This is a genomic window from Anoxybacillus amylolyticus (genome assembly GCF_001634285.1).
GTDB lineage: Bacteria > Bacillota > Bacilli > Bacillales > Anoxybacillaceae > Anoxybacteroides > Anoxybacteroides amylolyticum.
Genome location: NZ_CP015439.1, coordinates 21,283 through 37,804, shown reverse-complemented (window position 1 = coordinate 37,804; position 16,522 = coordinate 21,283). Strand labels below are relative to the sequence as shown.

Here is a 16,522-nt window from a genome sequence, read left to right as displayed (position 1 = left end):
TCAATTTGGATGTATATAGTACAGGTGGCGTAGTACTTAACGCCACAGGAGTAGGAGCAGTCATTGGAGCACCTGCTACTGCGGTTGCCGCTGTAGGAGTGGCTCATGGGACAGGGCTTACCACCGCAGGAGGGGCAGGCTTTGCGAAAAGCTAGAAAATAGAGCAGCGTCAACTGGTTTTTATTGGTTAATCAACACGCCTGAAGGGAGGATATTATGAATAAAATTCTTTTACACCTAGAAGGGGTAGCTATCCTATTGTTAAGTCTTTATTTTTACTCTTATAATCAATTTAGTTGGCTTTTGTTTTTCGTTTTGTTATTAGCTCCAGATATATCAATGATAGGTTATTTATTCAATAATAAGGTTGGTGCAGTGCTTTATAATTTATTTCATACATATAGTTTACCAATTGGAGTTGTTATCTTAGGAGTATTGTTATCAAACGAAGTTGTTTTAGAGATAGGTTTAATATGGTCTGCCCATATCGGAATGGATAGGATGATTGGTTATGGATTAAAGTATCCAACACATTTTAAAGACACGCATTTAAATCGTGTTTAAATAAACTACTGTAGTTGAGTATTTTTTATAACAATAATTACTATTTAAAAAGAAACAAACAGGGTACCCCTTATGCCACGTGGAGCTGTTTTTTCACGGCATCAATGGGGGAATATTTTGTTTCGCTGCGCTGTAAATGAACCTCCACGAGGCTATGTCCTTTTCTCTTGCGCAGGAGATCGAGCCCATCAGAAAAATCGCTGTTCGACTCGAACATGCTGTACACGTAAGCAAGCTGCACCAAGATCCAGTAGCGTTTCACCGCCCGTCGCTCGCGAACACGGTACCCATCAAGCTTCAGCTGACCTTTTGCTTAACGAAAGAAACATTCGATTGACCAACGCTCGGCATAGTAGCGCAAGATGTCTTCGTCGCTTAACTCCCGATCGGTGCTCAAGACGCAATGAAGATGTTCAGGTGTCATCGGTTGATCGGCTTTCCAAGCGAGCAGCACGACGGCATTTATTGTTTAATTATACGGATCAAAAGTCTTTAAGGGTGATGCTATATGTGCTGGGAGTTTTGCTGTATTCCTTTCCTTAATGTAGAAGTGACATGGTTCCAATTAATACTCTAATTTGAAGTGGATCTGAATTAGTGAAGATGTGCAAAGCAAAAATGATGTGGGCTATTATTTTACCTGTGGCACTAGATAAAAACGGGGCGGGTATAAAATGTTATGTGGAAACAATTGTCGTATACGTCGGAATGTTTTATTCCGTGATCGGAAAGATGAATACGGCGATTTTTTTAAGATATGCATTTACCAGACTTGTCGCAATTTTCGACAAGTCTTTTTATTTGTCAGGAAGGAATTTTTTTGATTTTGTCGAATATTCCCTATTTGTAAATATTTGTGTAAGGTGCGATAGGATGAGTGAAAAAGAAAAAATAGCGAAGCAAATGAAGGAAATCGTGGAACAATTGATGTCGGAACCGCAACTGAAAGCGCACATGTTGATGGCAATCGAGCAACATGTGAAAGAGAGCGATTTGTTGTTTGGACGGTTGGCTTATTTGCATTATGACTTGTTTTCGACACAAGGAGATCACTCAACATATATCGCAGCGGCTATTGAATTGATCGTGCTTGCTGGCGATTTACTTGATGATTTAGTCGATCAAGATCGTTTAGAGGATACAGCTATTCCTCTTCATATTGCTATCGGGTTCTTGCTGCTTGGTCAGCAAGCGATTGCGAACGTACCGATTTCTAGTAATAAAAAATTAAAGGCACTGTCATATGTTACGTCTTGCTTGTTGCAAAGTGTACACGGACAACAGACTGATGTGGCGTGTGACGTACAAACAGAAGCAGATTATTTAAAAATGGTGGAGAAAAAATCAGGCTCTCTTGTTGCGATGGCTTGTGTCATCGGAGCATTGCTAGCAGGAAAAGAGGACATCGCAGCAATTGAAACGTATGCTTTCTACATCGGGATCGCGGCACAAATCGACAATGATTTTGATGCGCTATACAACTGGGATAAAAAAACTGATATTCAAACAAAGAAAAAGTCGCTTCCGATTTTGTATATGCTCGAAAGCAAGCACGATGACTTATGGAAGCAGTATGTCAACAACGATATAGACTACGATCGGATGTATATCCAAAAAGAAAAAGCGCTTCAGCAAATGGAACAGGAAGGAGCGATTTATTACGCAAAAGTGATGAGCCAAATTTACAAGGAAAAAGCGTTGCAAGAAATCGAAAAACTAGATGTAGATGATGCGTATAAATCTGCGCTGAAAACATTGGTTTGAGAATGTTGGAGGGAGATTGTGATGCAACAAATCATTCGCTTTTTAGTCGAACATCCGGAAGTCATCAAAAAATTACAAAATGGTACAGTGAGCTTAATTGGTTTAAGTGAGTTAGAGGTAAAAGCGGTGATAAAGGCGTTTAGCGAATCGACTAGATCACTTGGATATTGGATGTAGATCACGATGAATCGAACAGTTATTGCCATGATTGTTGCTTCGATTTTAGCGCTATATTTAACCATTTTAAATGTGAAGCATCCATTGATCGGCATAGGTGTAGTAGAAAACAAGAATGGTGATATTATTGTTAACGACCTTTACGAGTTTGGCTGGGCAAAAAAACATGGGATTCATATTCATGATCAAGTGTTAAAAGTAGATGGAAAGTTTCCGCTCTCCCATTTTACAGTTCAGAAATACAAAACGATTGAACAAGCAAAAGCAGTCACTATTCAAAGAGGGAATCAAATCCAAACCTTGGCGATTGACTATCAAGCGCATGGAACGGAACAGTGGTTGTATTATATTATTTTGCCGACGTGTTTTTTTCTATTCGCTGTTCGTTTAAGCATATTTTTGCTTCGTTTGCGGCCAGATAATAACTCGGCGACCGTGCTGATTTACTTGTTGTTATCGGCAGGGCTTTGTTATATCAGTGCCAGCTTATCGGCGAAGCAGTCGCTTTTTGGAAGGCAAATATTCAGCGGTGTATTTTTCATGCTGCCCCCGCTCTTTTTGCATTTTGTTTACAACTATTTTGAAAACGAAAAGAAAGTATGGTTTGCGAAAAAAATCGTCTTTTCTCTTTATGGTTTTAACTTTGTGATGTTCGTTGCCTCACTCATATCTTTATCGTTTCGTTCGATAAGTGAAGCGGAAGTGCTATTGGCTACATTTTTTATCAACATGGTCATCATTCTGGCTTTGTTAGGAAAAGGATTAGTTTATCTTAAAAAAGATGAACAGCAAAATACGGTCAAAGGTTTGCTTTTAGCCATTGGGCTATCTGCCGCACCATTTGTTTTATTTTATAGTCTCCCGGTTCTCATCATTGGAAAATGGGTGCTGCCAGCGGAATTAACGGTTAGTTTTCTTTTCGCCTTACCAATCGTTTTCTTTTATTTAATGGCAACAGATCAACTGTTTCAACTGCAATTTTCGATCGAACGGTTGAAATATTTTGGACTGTTTGCATTACTTCTATCTTTCTTTATGATGATTGTGTACAATCAATGGATCCATCGCTCTAGCAAATGGGCTGAACTTGTTGTTTTATTTTCTGTCGTTTACATCATCGTTCTTGCTACTTTTTACATAAAAGAATGGTTAGACCGCAAGTGGCGGGCAAAACTACGGATGCAAAAATATTTTTATCAAGAGAGCTTATATCGTATAAGTGAACAGCTTAAAAAACAGCGTACAGTAGAGGGAGCCATGTATTGTTTGGAAAAGGAATTGCACGAAATTTTGGACGTAGAAAAAATAGAGGTGATGCAGTCCATAAACGAACCGCTTTCTTTCGAGTACAATCAAGCACATTGGGCGAATATCGTCAAAAAAATAAATGGTGCCCCACTTTCGATCGGTCGCGTAATGGAACATCGCTCCTTATTTGTCTTGTTTATCGGCTCATTTCGTCAAACAACTTTATGGCTAGTAGGGAAAAAGAAACAACCTATTTATTTCCATACCGAGCAAAAAGACTGGCTATCTGCCATTGTTTATTATACGAGCATGACGATGGAAAACATGTTAAAAGTGGAGGATCTATTGAAAGAGTTAGATCGATTAAAAGAGAAAGAACATTCGATTTCGTTTACTCGATTGATGTTCCAATGGTCAGAAAGGGAAAGAAAAAAACTTGCAATCGATTTGCACGATATATTGCTTCAAGATTTAATTTTGTTAAGAAGAAAAGTGGAAAACTTGCTTGTTCAACCTCTGTACGTGGAAGATATACAAAAACAGCTAAACGATATCGACGAGGAGATCCTCAATGTCATTGATGTAACAAGAGAAATATGCCATGAATTAAGACCGCCGTTTTTGAGTCAGATGGGATTAAAACAAGCAATCACACAGCTTATTGACCGATTCCATTTACGTACGAATATAAAAGTGGAATGGAATGTTCACATACAAGTCAAATTAGGAGAAGAACAGGAACTAGCGATGTATCGGATCATACAAGAATTGTTAAACAACGCCGTAAAACATTCACAAGCGTCAACGATTCAACGTAAGCGTCAAACTCTTCCCACCTAGTTTTGCCCCTACATCCGTGCCATAATTTCTTTAGAAATCTTAATTAAAGGAGTTTTGGTATGGACAAAAACGAATGAAGACGTGAATGGGAACAGCGTATTGCTGATTACAGGGCGAGTGGTCTCACCCAAGCAAAATGGTGTGAAAGGAATAGGTTAAAGGTTCACCAGCTGAAGTACTGGCTCAAACGGCTCGAAGGTTCCAACGCTACACCAAATCCCTCTACAAAATGGGCATCCGTTGTGATGGCAGATCCATCGATCCATGAAGAGGATTCCATCCAAGTAAAAATCGGCGAATGTTCGATCGAGGTGAAGCAAGGGTTTAACCCTTCGCTTTTTGCCGATGTGGTGAAGGTGTTGAAAACGTTATGTTAAATGCGGCCACGGTGACCCATGTGTACCTCGCCCGAGGGAGTACAGATTTGCGAAAATCCATCGACGGGTTGGCAGCCATCGTCCAAGAAGCATTCCAGCTTGATCCCTTTTCTTCTACCCTTTTTGTGTTCTGCAATCGTGGACGGGATAAATTGAAAATTCTTCATTGGGATCATAACGGATTTTGGCTATATTATCGCCGACTGGAACGTGGAACGTTTGATTGGCCTTCGGAGCACAGCTCGGAACCTTTACAAATTAGTCCACGCCAATTACGCTGGCTGCTCGATGGACTATCATTGAACCAGAAACAAGCCCATTCGGCAGTAACCGCAAAGAAAGTTATTTAAATAATAAAAATTCAGGGAATTCCGCTGTTTTATTGTATAATGAGAGTATGAAAAAAACAGCGAAATTCCCTCATTCCAATCTTACAACGGAAGATCTCCTCCAACGCTTGGAAATGCTAGAAAAGCAAAATGCAGAATTACAGGCGAAACTAAAAAAGCAACAGGAGTTGGAAGCGAAAGTAAAATGGTATGAAGAACAGCTTCGCCTTCTGCAGCACAAACGCTTTGGCGTTTCAAGTGAAAAAATCCATCCTGGTCAATTGGAACTATTCAACGAGGTAGAAAACGAATCGAACCTTGAGTTGCCGGAACCTACGTTGGAGTCCATTCGTTATCAGCGCCGTCGGAAAACACGCGGTCACCGCGAAGCGATGCTGGAAAACCTGCCGGTCGAAACGGTCGAATACCGTTTATCCGATGAAGAGCAGGTCTGTTCGTGTTGCGGTGGAACGCTACATGAAATGAGTACGGAAGTACGCCAAGAACTTGTCTATATTCCTGCGGAATTAAAAGTAGTGAAACACGTGCAATATGTCTATTCTTGTCGCCATTGTGAGCACCATGAGATCGAAACACCTATTCAAACAGCGCCTAGACCGAAATCCGTCATTCCGGGCAGTCTTGCCTCTCCTTCTATTTTGGCACATATTATGACGCAAAAATATGTAGAGGGACTCCCGTTATATCGCCAAGAAAAACAGTTTCAACGAATGGGCATGCCTCTTTCTCGACAAACCTTTGCCAATTGGATGGTAAAAGGAGCGGAACGATGGCTGAGTGTGCTGTATCATCGGATGCACGAACATCTTCTGGAGCTGGATATTATTCATGCCGATGAAACCACCCTTCAGGTTCTTCAGGAACCTGGAAGACCGGCTACTTCTACCTCCTATTTATGGCAGTATCAGACAGGAATAGAAGGGCCGCCTATCATCCTTTATGATTATCAGGAAACGAGAGCAGGGGAAAACCCAAAGAATTTCCTGAACGGTTTTCAAGGCTATTTGCAGGTGGATGGATACGCAGGATACCATCAAGTGCCAAACGTAACCTTGGTTGGTTGTTGGGCTCATGCGCGTAGAGGATTTACAGACGCCCTAAAATCCATGCCTGCCAATAGCGTGGCACCAGTGACCGCAACGGAAGGTCTGAATTTCTGTAATCAGCTGTTTGCGGTGGAACGTAAATTAAAAAAATTAGATCCTAAAGATCGGTATGAAGAACGTCTAAAGCAAAGCAAGCCTATCTTAGACGCTTTTTTGTCATGGCTGCAAAAGCAAAAACAGCACGTGTTGCCAAAGAGCGCATTAGGAAAAGCCATTGCGTATTGTCTGAACCAATGGGATAAATTAGTGGCCTTTTTAGAGGATGGGCGACTGGAGATCGATAATAATCGCAGCGAACGCTCGATCAAATCGGTGGTCATCGGAAGGAAAAATTGGCTTTTCGCTAATACACCACAAGGTGCACGGGCAAGTGCCATCATCTACAGCATAGTGGAGACAGCGAAAGCGAATCAATTACATCCATATTATTACCTTCGCTATCTTTTTGAGAAGCTTCCCAATATGGATTTGTCAGACAAGAACGCATTGGATCAAATGCTTCCTTGGTCAACCACACTCCCTGTTTCATGTATTGCTTTTCAGCAGCTAACTAAATAATACCTCAAGCCCCGGCCTTCAAAAAGGTGGGGGCTATTTGACGTTTACGATTCAACTCGTATTGGATACGCAAGATGAGGCTGTTCAACTCCGTTATGTTGACGATGGGATAGGAATAGAGATGGAAAAATTAAATCATCATAATGGTAATTTAGGATTATTTGGAATAAAAGAGCGTGTGCAAGGATTAGGTGGAACATGCAAAATCACGTCATCGCATGGATCTGGATTAGAGATAAGGATCACCATTCCATTATAAACGTATGGAAAGGAGAAAAGCATGGCTCGTATTTTAATTGTCGACGATCATCGTCTTGTTTGCGAAGGAACAAAACGTATGCTCGAGTGTGAACAAGATTTTCAAGTAGATTTTGTTACATCAGCCAAAGAAGCAGAACAAATGATCGAGCAACGTACGTATGATGTATTTTTACTTGACTGGTGTATGTCGGATGTGAGCGGTATCGAATTGAGTAAACGAATTCTCCAAAAACAGCCAAATGCGAAAATTGTCATCTATACCGGATATGATATTGTTCCTTTTTTAAATTATTTCATTGAATCAGGCATTACAGGCTTTGTCAGTAAAACCGCATCAAGCGAGCAATTAGTGACAGCAATTCGCTGTGCACTAAGAGATGAGGCGGTCATTCCTGTGCATTTCCTGCGTCAGCTGCATCGTTGTGAAGGAAAGGAAAAGATGGAGGAAAACGAACAACCAGCTGTGCTGAGCCATCTCGAGCAAGAACTACTAATGGAAGTCGCTAACGGCTTATGTAATAAAGACATTGCCAAAAAACATCACACGAGCCAACGGACAGTGGAAAGACGCTTATCACGCATCTTCACGAAGTTGCACGTATCTTCTCGAATAGAAGCGGTGGAAAAAGCAAAGCAATTAGGGCTCATTCCAGAGCATCATATGTTGTGAACGCCTTCACCGGATCGGTGAGGGCATTTTCTTTTTGAAGTCCGCCATTTCGTGTCGGTATCCGACAAAAAAATGGCGGGGTTCGACACCATGTTGGCGGTGAAAAAGAAAGAGAGAAGGGATATAATGGAGATGAAAGGAGCATTCCTGTTAGAAAGGTTTTGGGGGACTTGAAAGAAAAAAGCCCTCTTGGTATGATGCAGGGGTACCAACAAACACCTATCATCCAACCAAGGAGGACTTACTATGAATTGTACACAAAATCGCAAAATTGAACAAGTCACCGATCAAACATTAGTGATTGGAATGGATATTGCCAAGCAAAAACATTACGCAGCGATCGTGGACGCACGAGGTCGGGTACTGAAAAAGTTGTTTCCGGTGTTCCAGTCGAGATTCGGATTTGAACAGTTCTATGCGTTGATCCAAGAGGCGATGAGGGAATTTGGCAAAACGGAAGTGATCGTCGGAATCGAACCGACCGGACATTACTGGTTGAACCTTGCCCATTTTCTCGAGGAAAAAGGGATCCCGTTGGTCATGGTCAACCCGATGCACGTCAAACGGTCGAAAGAACTGGGCGACAACTTACCGACGAAGCACGACGCCAAAGACGCCCTCGTCATCGCAAGACTGGTCAAAGACGGGCGCTTTAGCTATCCACGCATTCTCGAGGTGGAGGCAGAATTACGGGCAGGAAGCACGTTTCGAGAATCGCTGGTTAAGGAACGGAATGCCGTCCACAATCAAATGATTCGTTGGCTCGCTCAGTACTTTCCTGAGTTTGTGCAGGTATTTCCGTCGTTCGGAAACCTCGTATTGGCAGTCTTAGAAAACACGCCATTTCCTATGGACATCGTCGATCAGACGGTCGAAGGGATCATGGAGCGATACCGTCAAAGCGAAGGACTGAAATGTCCGCAAAAACCGAAAATTTAAAAGCTGATGGAGGTCTCTCGCGATTCGATTGGCATCACGGAAGGACAACGGATGGCCCGTATCCAAATTGCCACGTTGGTTCGCCGATATCGCCAATTGGAACAAGAGATCGCAACGTTGACGGAAGAGTTAGTTGCCCTTGCACAAACGACGGTGGAGTACGAATGGCTTCAAACCATCCCAGGGTTAGGCGATACGACGATCGTGGAATGATTGTCGGAAATCGGGAGTTTTCAACAGTACCAAGATCCGCGCCAGCTGATTAAATTAGCGGGCTTGACATTGAAGGAAAACTTGTCTGGACAACACAAGGGACAAAAACGAATCTCGAAGCGAGGACGAAAACGGCTACGCGCCCTTCTCTTTCGGGTGATGATGCCACTCATTCGCCATAATGAGGCGTTCCGGAACTGGAGTGAAAAATACAAAATACCCAGTGACCGCAAAGCACACCCATGGACTGTTAGATATCAACAAAAATGAAAAAGTATGTGATGAGTTTTGTCGAAAAATATTTTTTGGCACCCCTAAGATGCCAAGAAACCTTGATATATCAACATTTCTAGAGGGAGGGATGGTCATGAAAGAATTAAAAATTGATGAGCTAATATCAATTAATTTTGCGGAAAATACGGATGTTTTTTTCTATATAAGTTGAAATTTTGTTTTACATCCAGCCGATTACCTGCCACGTTATACCATATCAGCTCGTATTGAGATGAAAGCGGAAACGAAAAATCGGAAATTCTTTATTGCAACTTATATAGTTAATTTTGATATAGTGTTGGGGAAGTTGACCAACTGTTATTCTAAAAATGATGAGAGGGGTTCAGATGAACACAGGTATTTATGATTTGTGCCAACCTGTTGGTGGTTTAATGACTTATCCACAATTACTGCCTGTTGCGCATGGCGAACCGAAATATTACATTTGCGGTTCCAGCTTGGGCGATCTTAGTGAGCTCGAGAACTTACGATACAATAACAACGGTAGTCAAATGGAGCTTACTGGCGCGGGCGGAGATATAAACTATGATATGGCGAAATTCAAATCGTTGGCTGAAACGTTGGAGCGCTATTGTTCATGCGTATTTAGTGAGGAACAGTTTATATGGGCCACTGCGGAAGAACTTGGAGAAGACGCTCTTGATCTGGAGCAAATACCGGTTTGTTCGGAAAATGAGCTAAAACATCCGATGTGTCCGATATTAAAACCTAATAAAAAAGAAAAAATCAGATGGGTTCGAGGTGTCTCATTAACAACTAAAAAGTTGGTATGGGTTCCGGCAATTATGGTTTACTTGTATATCCCATACAAAAGCGAGGGAGAAAGGTTTTGGATCCCTATTTCTACCGGTTGTGCGATCCATACAAGCTACGAAGTTGCACTCATTAACGCTATTAATGAAGTTATCGAAAGAGATGCTATTTCTTTAACTTGGTTGCACAGGCTCCCTTTAAATAAAATTGAAATTGATATTTCACTTCCGACTTGGGCGGAGTCTTATTTAGCTAAAAACAGTGAATATTCCTACTTTGAAACTTATTATTATAACGCGACGACAGATCTAGGAATACCGACGGTTTACAGTGTTCAATTTTCTCCACATAATCCAAAGCTATCAACGGTTGTTATGTGTTCCACTGAATTAGACCCTTTGGTGGCTTTGACTAAAGTTACAAGAGAGGCAGCATCTGTAAGAATAGCTCTCCAGCATAAGAAAGTTAAAGCCACTGATATCAATACGTTCAGAGACGTTTTTGAGGGAGCCTTATATATGGGATCAAGCTCAATGATCAAAGAATTTGATTTCTTGAAATATTCCCAGGGCCGATATCCATTTTCCGAATTTCCTAACTACTCTACGAATGATCCGAAACAAGATTTAAATTTTTTGATTGGAAGACTAAAAGAAAAGAAACATGAAGTGATCGTTGTGGATTTGACTACAGATGAGGCCGAACGTTGCGGATTTTATGCAGTCAGAGTGATTATTCCGACACTACAACCTCTTTCGTTTACTTATCGAGCGCGCTACTTGGGTACTAAGAGACTTTACCAGGCGCCTGTGAATATGGGGTATGGTGTTCGCACGGAGGAACAGATTAATCCTTTTCCACAACCGTTTGCATAGAACCAAGGAGGACTGATTAATGAAAATCCAATTATTTGAAATTGGTGAGTTTGCAAATCGAATTGGGGATATGATAAGTAAAGAATTGGAACCAGATCGGGTAAAAGTCGAAAACAATAGTTTGGAAAAACTACCTGTTCGCCATGATGCTGACCTATATATGGTAATATCGGAACATTTGTGTGTGGATCTATGTAAATATATCGACAACATTAGTCGCAATTATAAAAAATATTTTCTGCCCATTGTTATGGATCATCCATATTTAACAGTTGGTCCATTTGTCCAATACAGTCAAGGAGCTTGTTATCATTGCTATTATGGAAGATTCATGCAACATAATCCAGCTCCTCATGTCACAAGGGCTTTAGAGAAGCACTATAGAGAGTGCATTGGAAAGGGGCCTAAAGGCTATCATCCGCTAGATGCTGCAATTGTATCAAATTGGCTTATTTATTCAGTAAAAAATAGTTTTAACCATTTTCAGGGCAAATTGTGGAGGATGAATCTGGTTAGTAGGGAAAGCGTTACTTCTAAAGTGATAGGAATTCATGGGTGCAAAAGATGTGGCTCCAAAAAAGATGAAAAAACAAGAAGTTATTTTGCCCTATTGAATCGGTTGATAGGTTCATACCAAGAAGGGGAGGAATACTGTGAAAGTATTAAGTAAAATCCACGCAAAAGAAATGGGAATAGTGGTATCGTATGATCCCCAATTCAGAATGCCTGTCCGGCCCAAAATTTCGAAACATATTCGTCTAATCAATTACGGCGATGATGGTTTAATTTTTGATGGTGCTCCAGAAAAACAACTACTACGTGGCAGTGCGGTTGAAAATTTTTTGTACGATTTAATCTCACTTGCTGATGGTACACGGACAATTCAAGAAATCGCAGAAACATTGAATATATATCCATATCAGTTTATTTATAATGCCCTCGCTTTGTTATATTCTAGAGGACTTTTACAAGAGGGGACGTCTTCGCACTATCTAGAAGAGACTCCATATTACAAGTTTATTGAGCGCCATATTGATGTTACAAGGGTGAATGTGCACCCGATAGAAGCGATTGAAAGGCTACATGCCTATTCCGTGTTTATTCATGGAGAACCAGATGATGTCGAGTATTTATCAAATGGGCTGAGGCAATATGATATCTGTATTGTTGATCATTTAACCCCTTTTACTGAAGACAACAAATTATTTGCAATAGCGATTTGTGAGAGTATAAACAATTTAGAAGAAATTAAACCATTTGCTTGGAAATGCTATGAATACAACATCCCATGGATCCTTATTACCTTTAGCCATAACAAAATATATATTGGTCCCTACTTTGAACGCAATGAAACACTTTGCTTTGAATGCTATTTAAAACAAATCAACAGCATTGATGAAATTCCAATTGGAACAAATACCGAAATGACCGATACACTTCTCAGAAGAATAGGATTAGACTATGCAGGCATAGAGGTTGTTCATTTGTTATCAAGAATTGCTTCCAGTCACCTCATTCACAATTTGAAGAAAGTTAATCTAGAAACATTTGAATATGCACCGATCAATGTTTCGAGGATACTTTTTTGCGAACAGTGTGATCCAATAAAGGGAATGAAACCAACAATCAATCTGGTTAGTCAGTATGAGGGTTATGTCGCGTTCCCATCTAGGCATCTGATTAATCCGAAGGATCACCAGAACCACTACAAACAGGGCAACATAGCACTGACTAAGCCTTCTCTTGTATACCCAAGCTGCCCACATATAAATTTGCCACATGGAGATAGTTTGCCAGAGTTGAACTACAATCCGAGGGACTTTAGCGATTTGCAGCTTTTAACAAAACTTATGTTATTGACGGCGGGACTAAAGAAAAATATAGGGAATAATGATCCACGAGTGTACCGCTGGGCGCCCACAGGTGGCAACCTTGGTTCGGTAGGTGTTTACTTTGTGAATAAAGGTATCAAAGAGTTGCAAAAAGGGATATATTTCTATGAAACTTCCACACATACTTTAGCACAGCTGAATGATAGTTTAGAAGAACAGTTTCTACAAAAAATAACAATTGATTCAAGACTTTCTGGGTTGAATTTATTGGGATATTTAATTTTTTCCGGTTCTTATGATCGAGTGTACAAAAAATATAAAGAGTTTGCCTATAAAATTGTACATTTAGATGCAGGGGTTGCTTATGCACAGTCGCAAGTGGTTGCACAATTGCTAGGACTAGAACTTCAACTATGCGAGTCCTGGAATAATGAAGAAATAGAACATTTATTGCGATTGGATCACTTGAATGAACCGGTGACTTTGATTGCGACATTGCATAAGCGGGGTGAGAGAAATGATTAAGGTAATCCAAAGAAATGAAATTGTAAAGAAATTGTTAGAGGATGGTAAGGAGTTTAAAAAACATATCGTTACTGAAAGCCCTTTGTTAAAAAGATGTGATATCCGATTATTGAATAGAGATAAAAGTATGGAACAAGTATTTTTTGAAAGGACATCGTACCGATTTTTTGATCCGAATAGTAAGGTCGATATAGGAGATTTGAAGACGATCCTACTAAAAAATCACCAATATTATATCCACAATTGGGATGATGACGGATTGGTACAACAGTATGTTATATGTGAGCGAGTCAATCATGCGTCAATCAATGCGAGAACGATTTACAGATACTGTCCTAATACTAACGATCTTTCTGCTGAAGGGTATTTACCAGAAAATGTATCAAAAGAAATGTTTTTTCTACAACAAGAGTTTGCAGATGCACCAGTGGTTTTATTATTTGTTGGGGAATTAGCTAAGGCTGTTGAAAAAATAGGGACAGCTGGATACAAAAATTTGTTAATACGTTCAGGTGCTGTTGCCCATTACTCATGGTTACAATCTATATCTTTGGGTTATCAAGGAACAGTATTTGCAGGAGTTCTCCCTAAAATGTTTAGAAAATTTTGTACAGTAGATGGATATCGCAAGTGCCAAATGTTTGCTTATGCGTTTGGAAATTGATTCTCTCTTATTATTATTTGAAAGACGTTAATGAAATTTAGAAAATACCTGATCAATCAGGAGAAAGTAAATGAGATATATGGAAGGAGGTGAGAATATGCAAGATATAATGTTAGAGCTCTATGCTGAAGAATTGCCAGATATCACACAATACACTGCAGCTGGTACGTCTACTTTAAGCACCGAAAGCTCAGTATTGAGCGCTTCTTGCCCAACTTCGACGGCTAGCACATATACTTCTATGAGTTCTGTTAGTTGGTAAGAGAAATGTGAAAAAAGTCCTGCGGTAATATGTCAAGGTGAAAAATCATCGAAATTGGAAATTCATTTGTCCGATGACCCGAAAAAAGGCAATACTAAAGAAGCCCAGTCTTGTCTTATGTCATTAACTGGGTTTTGATACAAAATCAGTTAGATCGATACCCCTATCGATCTTCCCCCTTTCTTGGCGTGTAGATTTGACCGTTGCGTAGCAGCGCACCGATCACACGCACGAGTTTTCTAGCGGTAAGGACGAGGGCTCGTTTATGTTGATGCTTTGGCACTTCCTCGTACTTCTTCCGATAGTACGCGCGAAACGTCGCATCATGCCGTTGTACCGAGTTGGCAGCCTCCACTAGGTAGTAACGGAGATAGCGATTGCCGGAACGAATGAGGGACGTGTCCTCGGCTTGAAAGCGACCAGACTGGTGTTTCGATCAAGTCAAACCAGCATACTTCGCTAAAGCGGCTTGGTTACCAAAGCGTTCGATTTGTCCAATTTCGGCTAGGATACCGGCAGCGTAAACAGGTCCGATGCCAGGAATCGTTTGTAGCGTATTCGGGATGCCTTCCAAATGGCGAGTAATCGCTTTGTCCAGCTCTTTGATTTGCGCTTGAAGGCTACGAATGGATTGAATCGATAGCCCTAAAAGCAAATCGATGGAGTCCTCGACGCATTTGGAAAGACGATACGATGAACGAGCCGCCTTTTGAATGGACTTGGCGATGCATTCCGGATCGGCAAAGCGATTGCGTCCTTTTTGGCGCAAGAAGTCGGCAAGCTGCTGCACGTCCATCTGAGAGATGTCGTCTAAGCTAAACGACTCGAGAAGAAGCTCTAAGATGGCATGTCCGAACACGGAGCTGTCCACCTCTTGAGTAAACGAGCTGCACTTGTAAAACAAGTGCTGGAGGAAGTATTGCTTCTCTCGAGTGAGCTGATGGACGAGATGATAGCGCATGCGTGTGAGTCGCTGAAGCGCAATAAACTGTTCGTGCATGACAGCGGTGACTTTCAAGCGGCCGAAGCGAAGGCGATCAGCGATGATCCACGCATCGATGCCGTCCGTTTTATCCAAGTCGGTGTAAGCTTCTTTAAACTTGCGAATGAGCTTGGGATTGATGGTAAACACCTTGACATGCCAAGACTTTAGCTCCTCCTGTTGATGGAAAAACATCGCTGGATGCCAGCTGTAAACCGAAGTGGCTTCCATCCCGATGAGAATTTCGGATGGTTGGCGTTTGTTGGCCCACAGGAGGATTTGATCGCGAAGGAAGGTCGCGCCTAGAAGATGGTTGTCCACCTTGAACTGGGCGCAAGTGTTTCCTTCTTGATCCATGATACAGGTGTATAAGTCCGTTGAGCTCACGTCAATCCCGATGTAGAGTTTCATGAGATCACCTCCAATCGTTGTAGGATCGTGGGGTTGGGACTCTTCGGGATGCCCTCGGATCGCGCCTGTTGACCAGTCACCCTCGCGTATGAGAACTCACGTTGGGCCATGGGCTGCTTGGAAGCTGTTCCTTCCAGCATGGGAAACCAACGTCGAGCCTCGGGGTTAGACGTCCGAACAGGAGCCGGGGAGACAGACTTCACGAGTAGTCAAGGCTACAGGAGGAAGAAGAGTGTCCCCGATGATCCTCAAGATCATTATCTAGGAACATCGCGAAAAGTCCAACCCCGATGTTTGTGAAATATGTTTGCGACCCACGGGGGAGGGGCGCCCCTCCCCCGTGGGCAAGTCACCCAAGAATATGCGATTGTCAAGGAGCATATCGAACTGGAAATTCGATTTAAAAATCTTTCTAAACATACTATACGAGGAGGGAGCGGTATGAAGCAGAGTAACAATGTTTCATTTGTAGAACTCGAATTATTTGCAGAAGAATTACCTGAGCAGCATAACTTTATGGCATCTTGCTGCTGGGGTTCCATTGCATGCTTTACCTCTGCATCTACATTTGGCTCTTGTGCGGCAACAGCATCTTGTTCTTCAACTGCATCTTGCGGTTGTTAAAAAGATTTGTGAGGTGACGAATTTATGCATGAAAATTTAGATCATTTAGAGTTGTATGCGGAGGAAATGCCAGAACAGCTTAATTTTACAGCAGCTGCTGCAACAGTGGCATCGTTCTTCTGTGGGGCTTCGATTGCATGCGCAGGGAGTTGCGGCTCATCTTTTAGTTCCACTAGCACACTTTCTACTGCGGGATAATAAGTAATCGCTGGTTACTGCCAATCAAGACTGAG

The 16,522-nt window shown here is 41.5% G+C and carries 17 protein-coding genes and 3 pseudogenes; 18 read left to right on the top strand and 2 right to left on the bottom strand.

Annotated features, from left to right (window positions below):
• Window positions 1-5: 5 nt before the first annotated feature.
• Complete coding sequence (locus GFC30_RS17100; RefSeq protein WP_158512141.1) at window positions 6-155, top strand: hypothetical protein; 150 nt, start codon at window positions 6-8, stop codon at window positions 153-155.
• A 61-nt stretch (window positions 156-216) separates the two neighbouring features.
• Window positions 217-564 carry a DUF4260 domain-containing protein gene (locus GFC30_RS14700; protein ID WP_012574240.1) on the top strand — a complete coding sequence of 116 codons (348 nt, stop codon included), beginning with the start codon at window positions 217-219 and terminating at the stop codon, window positions 562-564.
• 70 nt (window positions 565-634) lie between these two features.
• Here the strand turns inward: GFC30_RS14700 and GFC30_RS16720 are convergent.
• Window positions 635-1,027: pseudogene (locus tag GFC30_RS16720) on the bottom strand (transposase); the annotation flags it as partial.
• A gap of 410 nt (window positions 1,028-1,437) precedes the next feature.
• Here GFC30_RS16720 and GFC30_RS14690 point away from each other — a divergent pair.
• The 14 genes and pseudogenes from GFC30_RS14690 to GFC30_RS14630 all read left to right on the top strand — a co-directional run bounded on the left by GFC30_RS14690 (window position 1,438) and on the right by GFC30_RS14630 (window position 14,010).
• Window positions 1,438-2,328 (top strand): polyprenyl synthetase family protein, encoded by an 891-nt coding sequence (locus GFC30_RS14690; RefSeq protein WP_066327985.1) that lies wholly within the window; start codon window positions 1,438-1,440, stop codon window positions 2,326-2,328.
• Between the two features lie 21 nt (window positions 2,329-2,349).
• Entirely contained in the window at window positions 2,350-2,505 is a 156-nt protein-coding gene (gene comX, locus GFC30_RS14685) for a competence pheromone ComX (RefSeq protein WP_066327499.1), read from the top strand.
• Window positions 2,506-2,511: 6 nt separating this feature from the next.
• Window positions 2,512-4,593 carry a histidine kinase gene (locus GFC30_RS14680; protein WP_084256477.1) on the top strand — a complete coding sequence of 694 codons (2,082 nt, stop codon included), beginning with the start codon at window positions 2,512-2,514 and terminating at the stop codon, window positions 4,591-4,593.
• A 98-nt stretch (window positions 4,594-4,691) separates the two neighbouring features.
• Window positions 4,692-4,970, top strand: coding sequence for an IS66 family insertion sequence element accessory protein TnpA (gene tnpA, locus GFC30_RS17835; protein ID WP_238583557.1), 279 nt, complete (start codon window positions 4,692-4,694; stop codon window positions 4,968-4,970).
• Window positions 4,964-5,320, top strand: a complete 357-nt coding sequence (gene tnpB / locus GFC30_RS14670) for an IS66 family insertion sequence element accessory protein TnpB (RefSeq protein ID WP_066322942.1) — start codon at window positions 4,964-4,966, stop codon at window positions 5,318-5,320. The genes tnpA and tnpB overlap by 7 nt, the downstream gene beginning before the upstream one ends.
• 113 nt (window positions 5,321-5,433) lie before the next feature.
• A complete protein-coding gene (gene tnpC, locus GFC30_RS14665) occupies window positions 5,434-6,984 on the top strand; it encodes an IS66 family transposase (RefSeq protein ID WP_148660440.1) in 1,551 nt (516 codons plus the stop codon).
• A gap of 37 nt (window positions 6,985-7,021) precedes the next feature.
• Window positions 7,022-7,243, top strand: a complete 222-nt coding sequence (locus GFC30_RS14660) for a sensor histidine kinase (RefSeq protein WP_066327541.1) — start codon at window positions 7,022-7,024, stop codon at window positions 7,241-7,243.
• 21 nt (window positions 7,244-7,264) lie between these two features.
• The gene (locus GFC30_RS14655) at window positions 7,265-7,915 is read left to right on the top strand and encodes a response regulator transcription factor (RefSeq protein ID WP_066327539.1); all 651 of its coding nucleotides are present in this window, start codon (window positions 7,265-7,267) and stop codon (window positions 7,913-7,915) included.
• 246 nt (window positions 7,916-8,161) lie between these two features.
• Window positions 8,162-9,295: pseudogene (locus GFC30_RS14650) on the top strand (IS110 family RNA-guided transposase); the annotation flags it as partial.
• The gene (locus tag GFC30_RS17350) at window positions 9,270-9,512 is read left to right on the top strand and encodes a hypothetical protein (RefSeq protein WP_179946302.1); all 243 of its coding nucleotides are present in this window, start codon (window positions 9,270-9,272) and stop codon (window positions 9,510-9,512) included. The pseudogene GFC30_RS14650 and the gene GFC30_RS17350, both read left to right, overlap by 26 nt.
• Before the next feature lie 175 nt (window positions 9,513-9,687).
• Window positions 9,688-10,989: a YcaO-like family protein gene (locus tag GFC30_RS14645; protein WP_066327537.1), complete on the top strand. Its 1,302-nt coding sequence runs from the start codon at window positions 9,688-9,690 to the stop codon at window positions 10,987-10,989.
• A gap of 19 nt (window positions 10,990-11,008) precedes the next feature.
• On the top strand, window positions 11,009-11,659 hold the full coding sequence (locus GFC30_RS14640) for a hypothetical protein (RefSeq protein WP_066327534.1): 651 nt from the start codon (window positions 11,009-11,011) through the stop codon (window positions 11,657-11,659).
• Entirely contained in the window at window positions 11,643-13,346 is a 1,704-nt protein-coding gene (locus GFC30_RS14635) for a SagB family peptide dehydrogenase (RefSeq protein WP_066327532.1), read from the top strand. The genes GFC30_RS14640 and GFC30_RS14635 overlap by 17 nt, the downstream gene beginning before the upstream one ends.
• The gene (locus GFC30_RS14630) at window positions 13,339-14,010 is read left to right on the top strand and encodes a nitroreductase family protein (protein ID WP_066327530.1); all 672 of its coding nucleotides are present in this window, start codon (window positions 13,339-13,341) and stop codon (window positions 14,008-14,010) included. The genes GFC30_RS14635 and GFC30_RS14630 overlap by 8 nt, the downstream gene beginning before the upstream one ends.
• Before the next feature lie 425 nt (window positions 14,011-14,435).
• Here the strand turns inward: GFC30_RS14630 and GFC30_RS14625 are convergent.
• Window positions 14,436-15,665: pseudogene (locus tag GFC30_RS14625) on the bottom strand (IS110 family RNA-guided transposase).
• A 441-nt stretch (window positions 15,666-16,106) separates the two neighbouring features.
• On the opposite strand from GFC30_RS14625, the gene GFC30_RS16980 reads away from it, so the two are divergent.
• Window positions 16,107-16,289, top strand: coding sequence for a hypothetical protein (locus GFC30_RS16980; RefSeq protein WP_148660438.1), 183 nt, complete (start codon window positions 16,107-16,109; stop codon window positions 16,287-16,289).
• A 24-nt stretch (window positions 16,290-16,313) separates the two neighbouring features.
• Complete coding sequence (locus GFC30_RS16975) at window positions 16,314-16,487, top strand: thiocillin family RiPP (protein WP_148660437.1); 174 nt, start codon at window positions 16,314-16,316, stop codon at window positions 16,485-16,487.
• Window positions 16,488-16,522: the final 35 nt, after the last annotated feature.

Excerpts from the sequence above, each read along its gene's own strand:
- GFC30_RS14700 (WP_012574240.1), top strand. The coding sequence starts at position 217 with ATGAATAAAATTCTTTTACACCTAGAAGGGGTAGCTATCCTATTGTTA.
- GFC30_RS14690 (WP_066327985.1), top strand. The coding sequence starts at position 1,438 with ATGAGTGAAAAAGAAAAAATAGCGAAGCAAATGAAGGAAATCGTGGAA.
- comX (WP_066327499.1), top strand. The coding sequence starts at position 2,350 with ATGCAACAAATCATTCGCTTTTTAGTCGAACATCCGGAAGTCATCAAA.
- GFC30_RS14680 (WP_084256477.1), top strand. The coding sequence starts at position 2,512 with ATGAATCGAACAGTTATTGCCATGATTGTTGCTTCGATTTTAGCGCTA.
- tnpB (WP_066322942.1), top strand. The coding sequence starts at position 4,964 with ATGTTAAATGCGGCCACGGTGACCCATGTGTACCTCGCCCGAGGGAGT.
- tnpC (WP_148660440.1), top strand. The coding sequence starts at position 5,434 with ATGCTAGAAAAGCAAAATGCAGAATTACAGGCGAAACTAAAAAAGCAA.
- GFC30_RS14655 (WP_066327539.1), top strand. The coding sequence starts at position 7,265 with ATGGCTCGTATTTTAATTGTCGACGATCATCGTCTTGTTTGCGAAGGA.
- GFC30_RS14645 (WP_066327537.1), top strand. The coding sequence starts at position 9,688 with ATGAACACAGGTATTTATGATTTGTGCCAACCTGTTGGTGGTTTAATG.
- GFC30_RS14640 (WP_066327534.1), top strand. The coding sequence starts at position 11,009 with ATGAAAATCCAATTATTTGAAATTGGTGAGTTTGCAAATCGAATTGGG.
- GFC30_RS14630 (WP_066327530.1), top strand. The coding sequence starts at position 13,339 with ATGATTAAGGTAATCCAAAGAAATGAAATTGTAAAGAAATTGTTAGAG.
- GFC30_RS16980 (WP_148660438.1), top strand. The coding sequence starts at position 16,107 with ATGAAGCAGAGTAACAATGTTTCATTTGTAGAACTCGAATTATTTGCA.
- GFC30_RS16975 (WP_148660437.1), top strand. The coding sequence starts at position 16,314 with ATGCATGAAAATTTAGATCATTTAGAGTTGTATGCGGAGGAAATGCCA.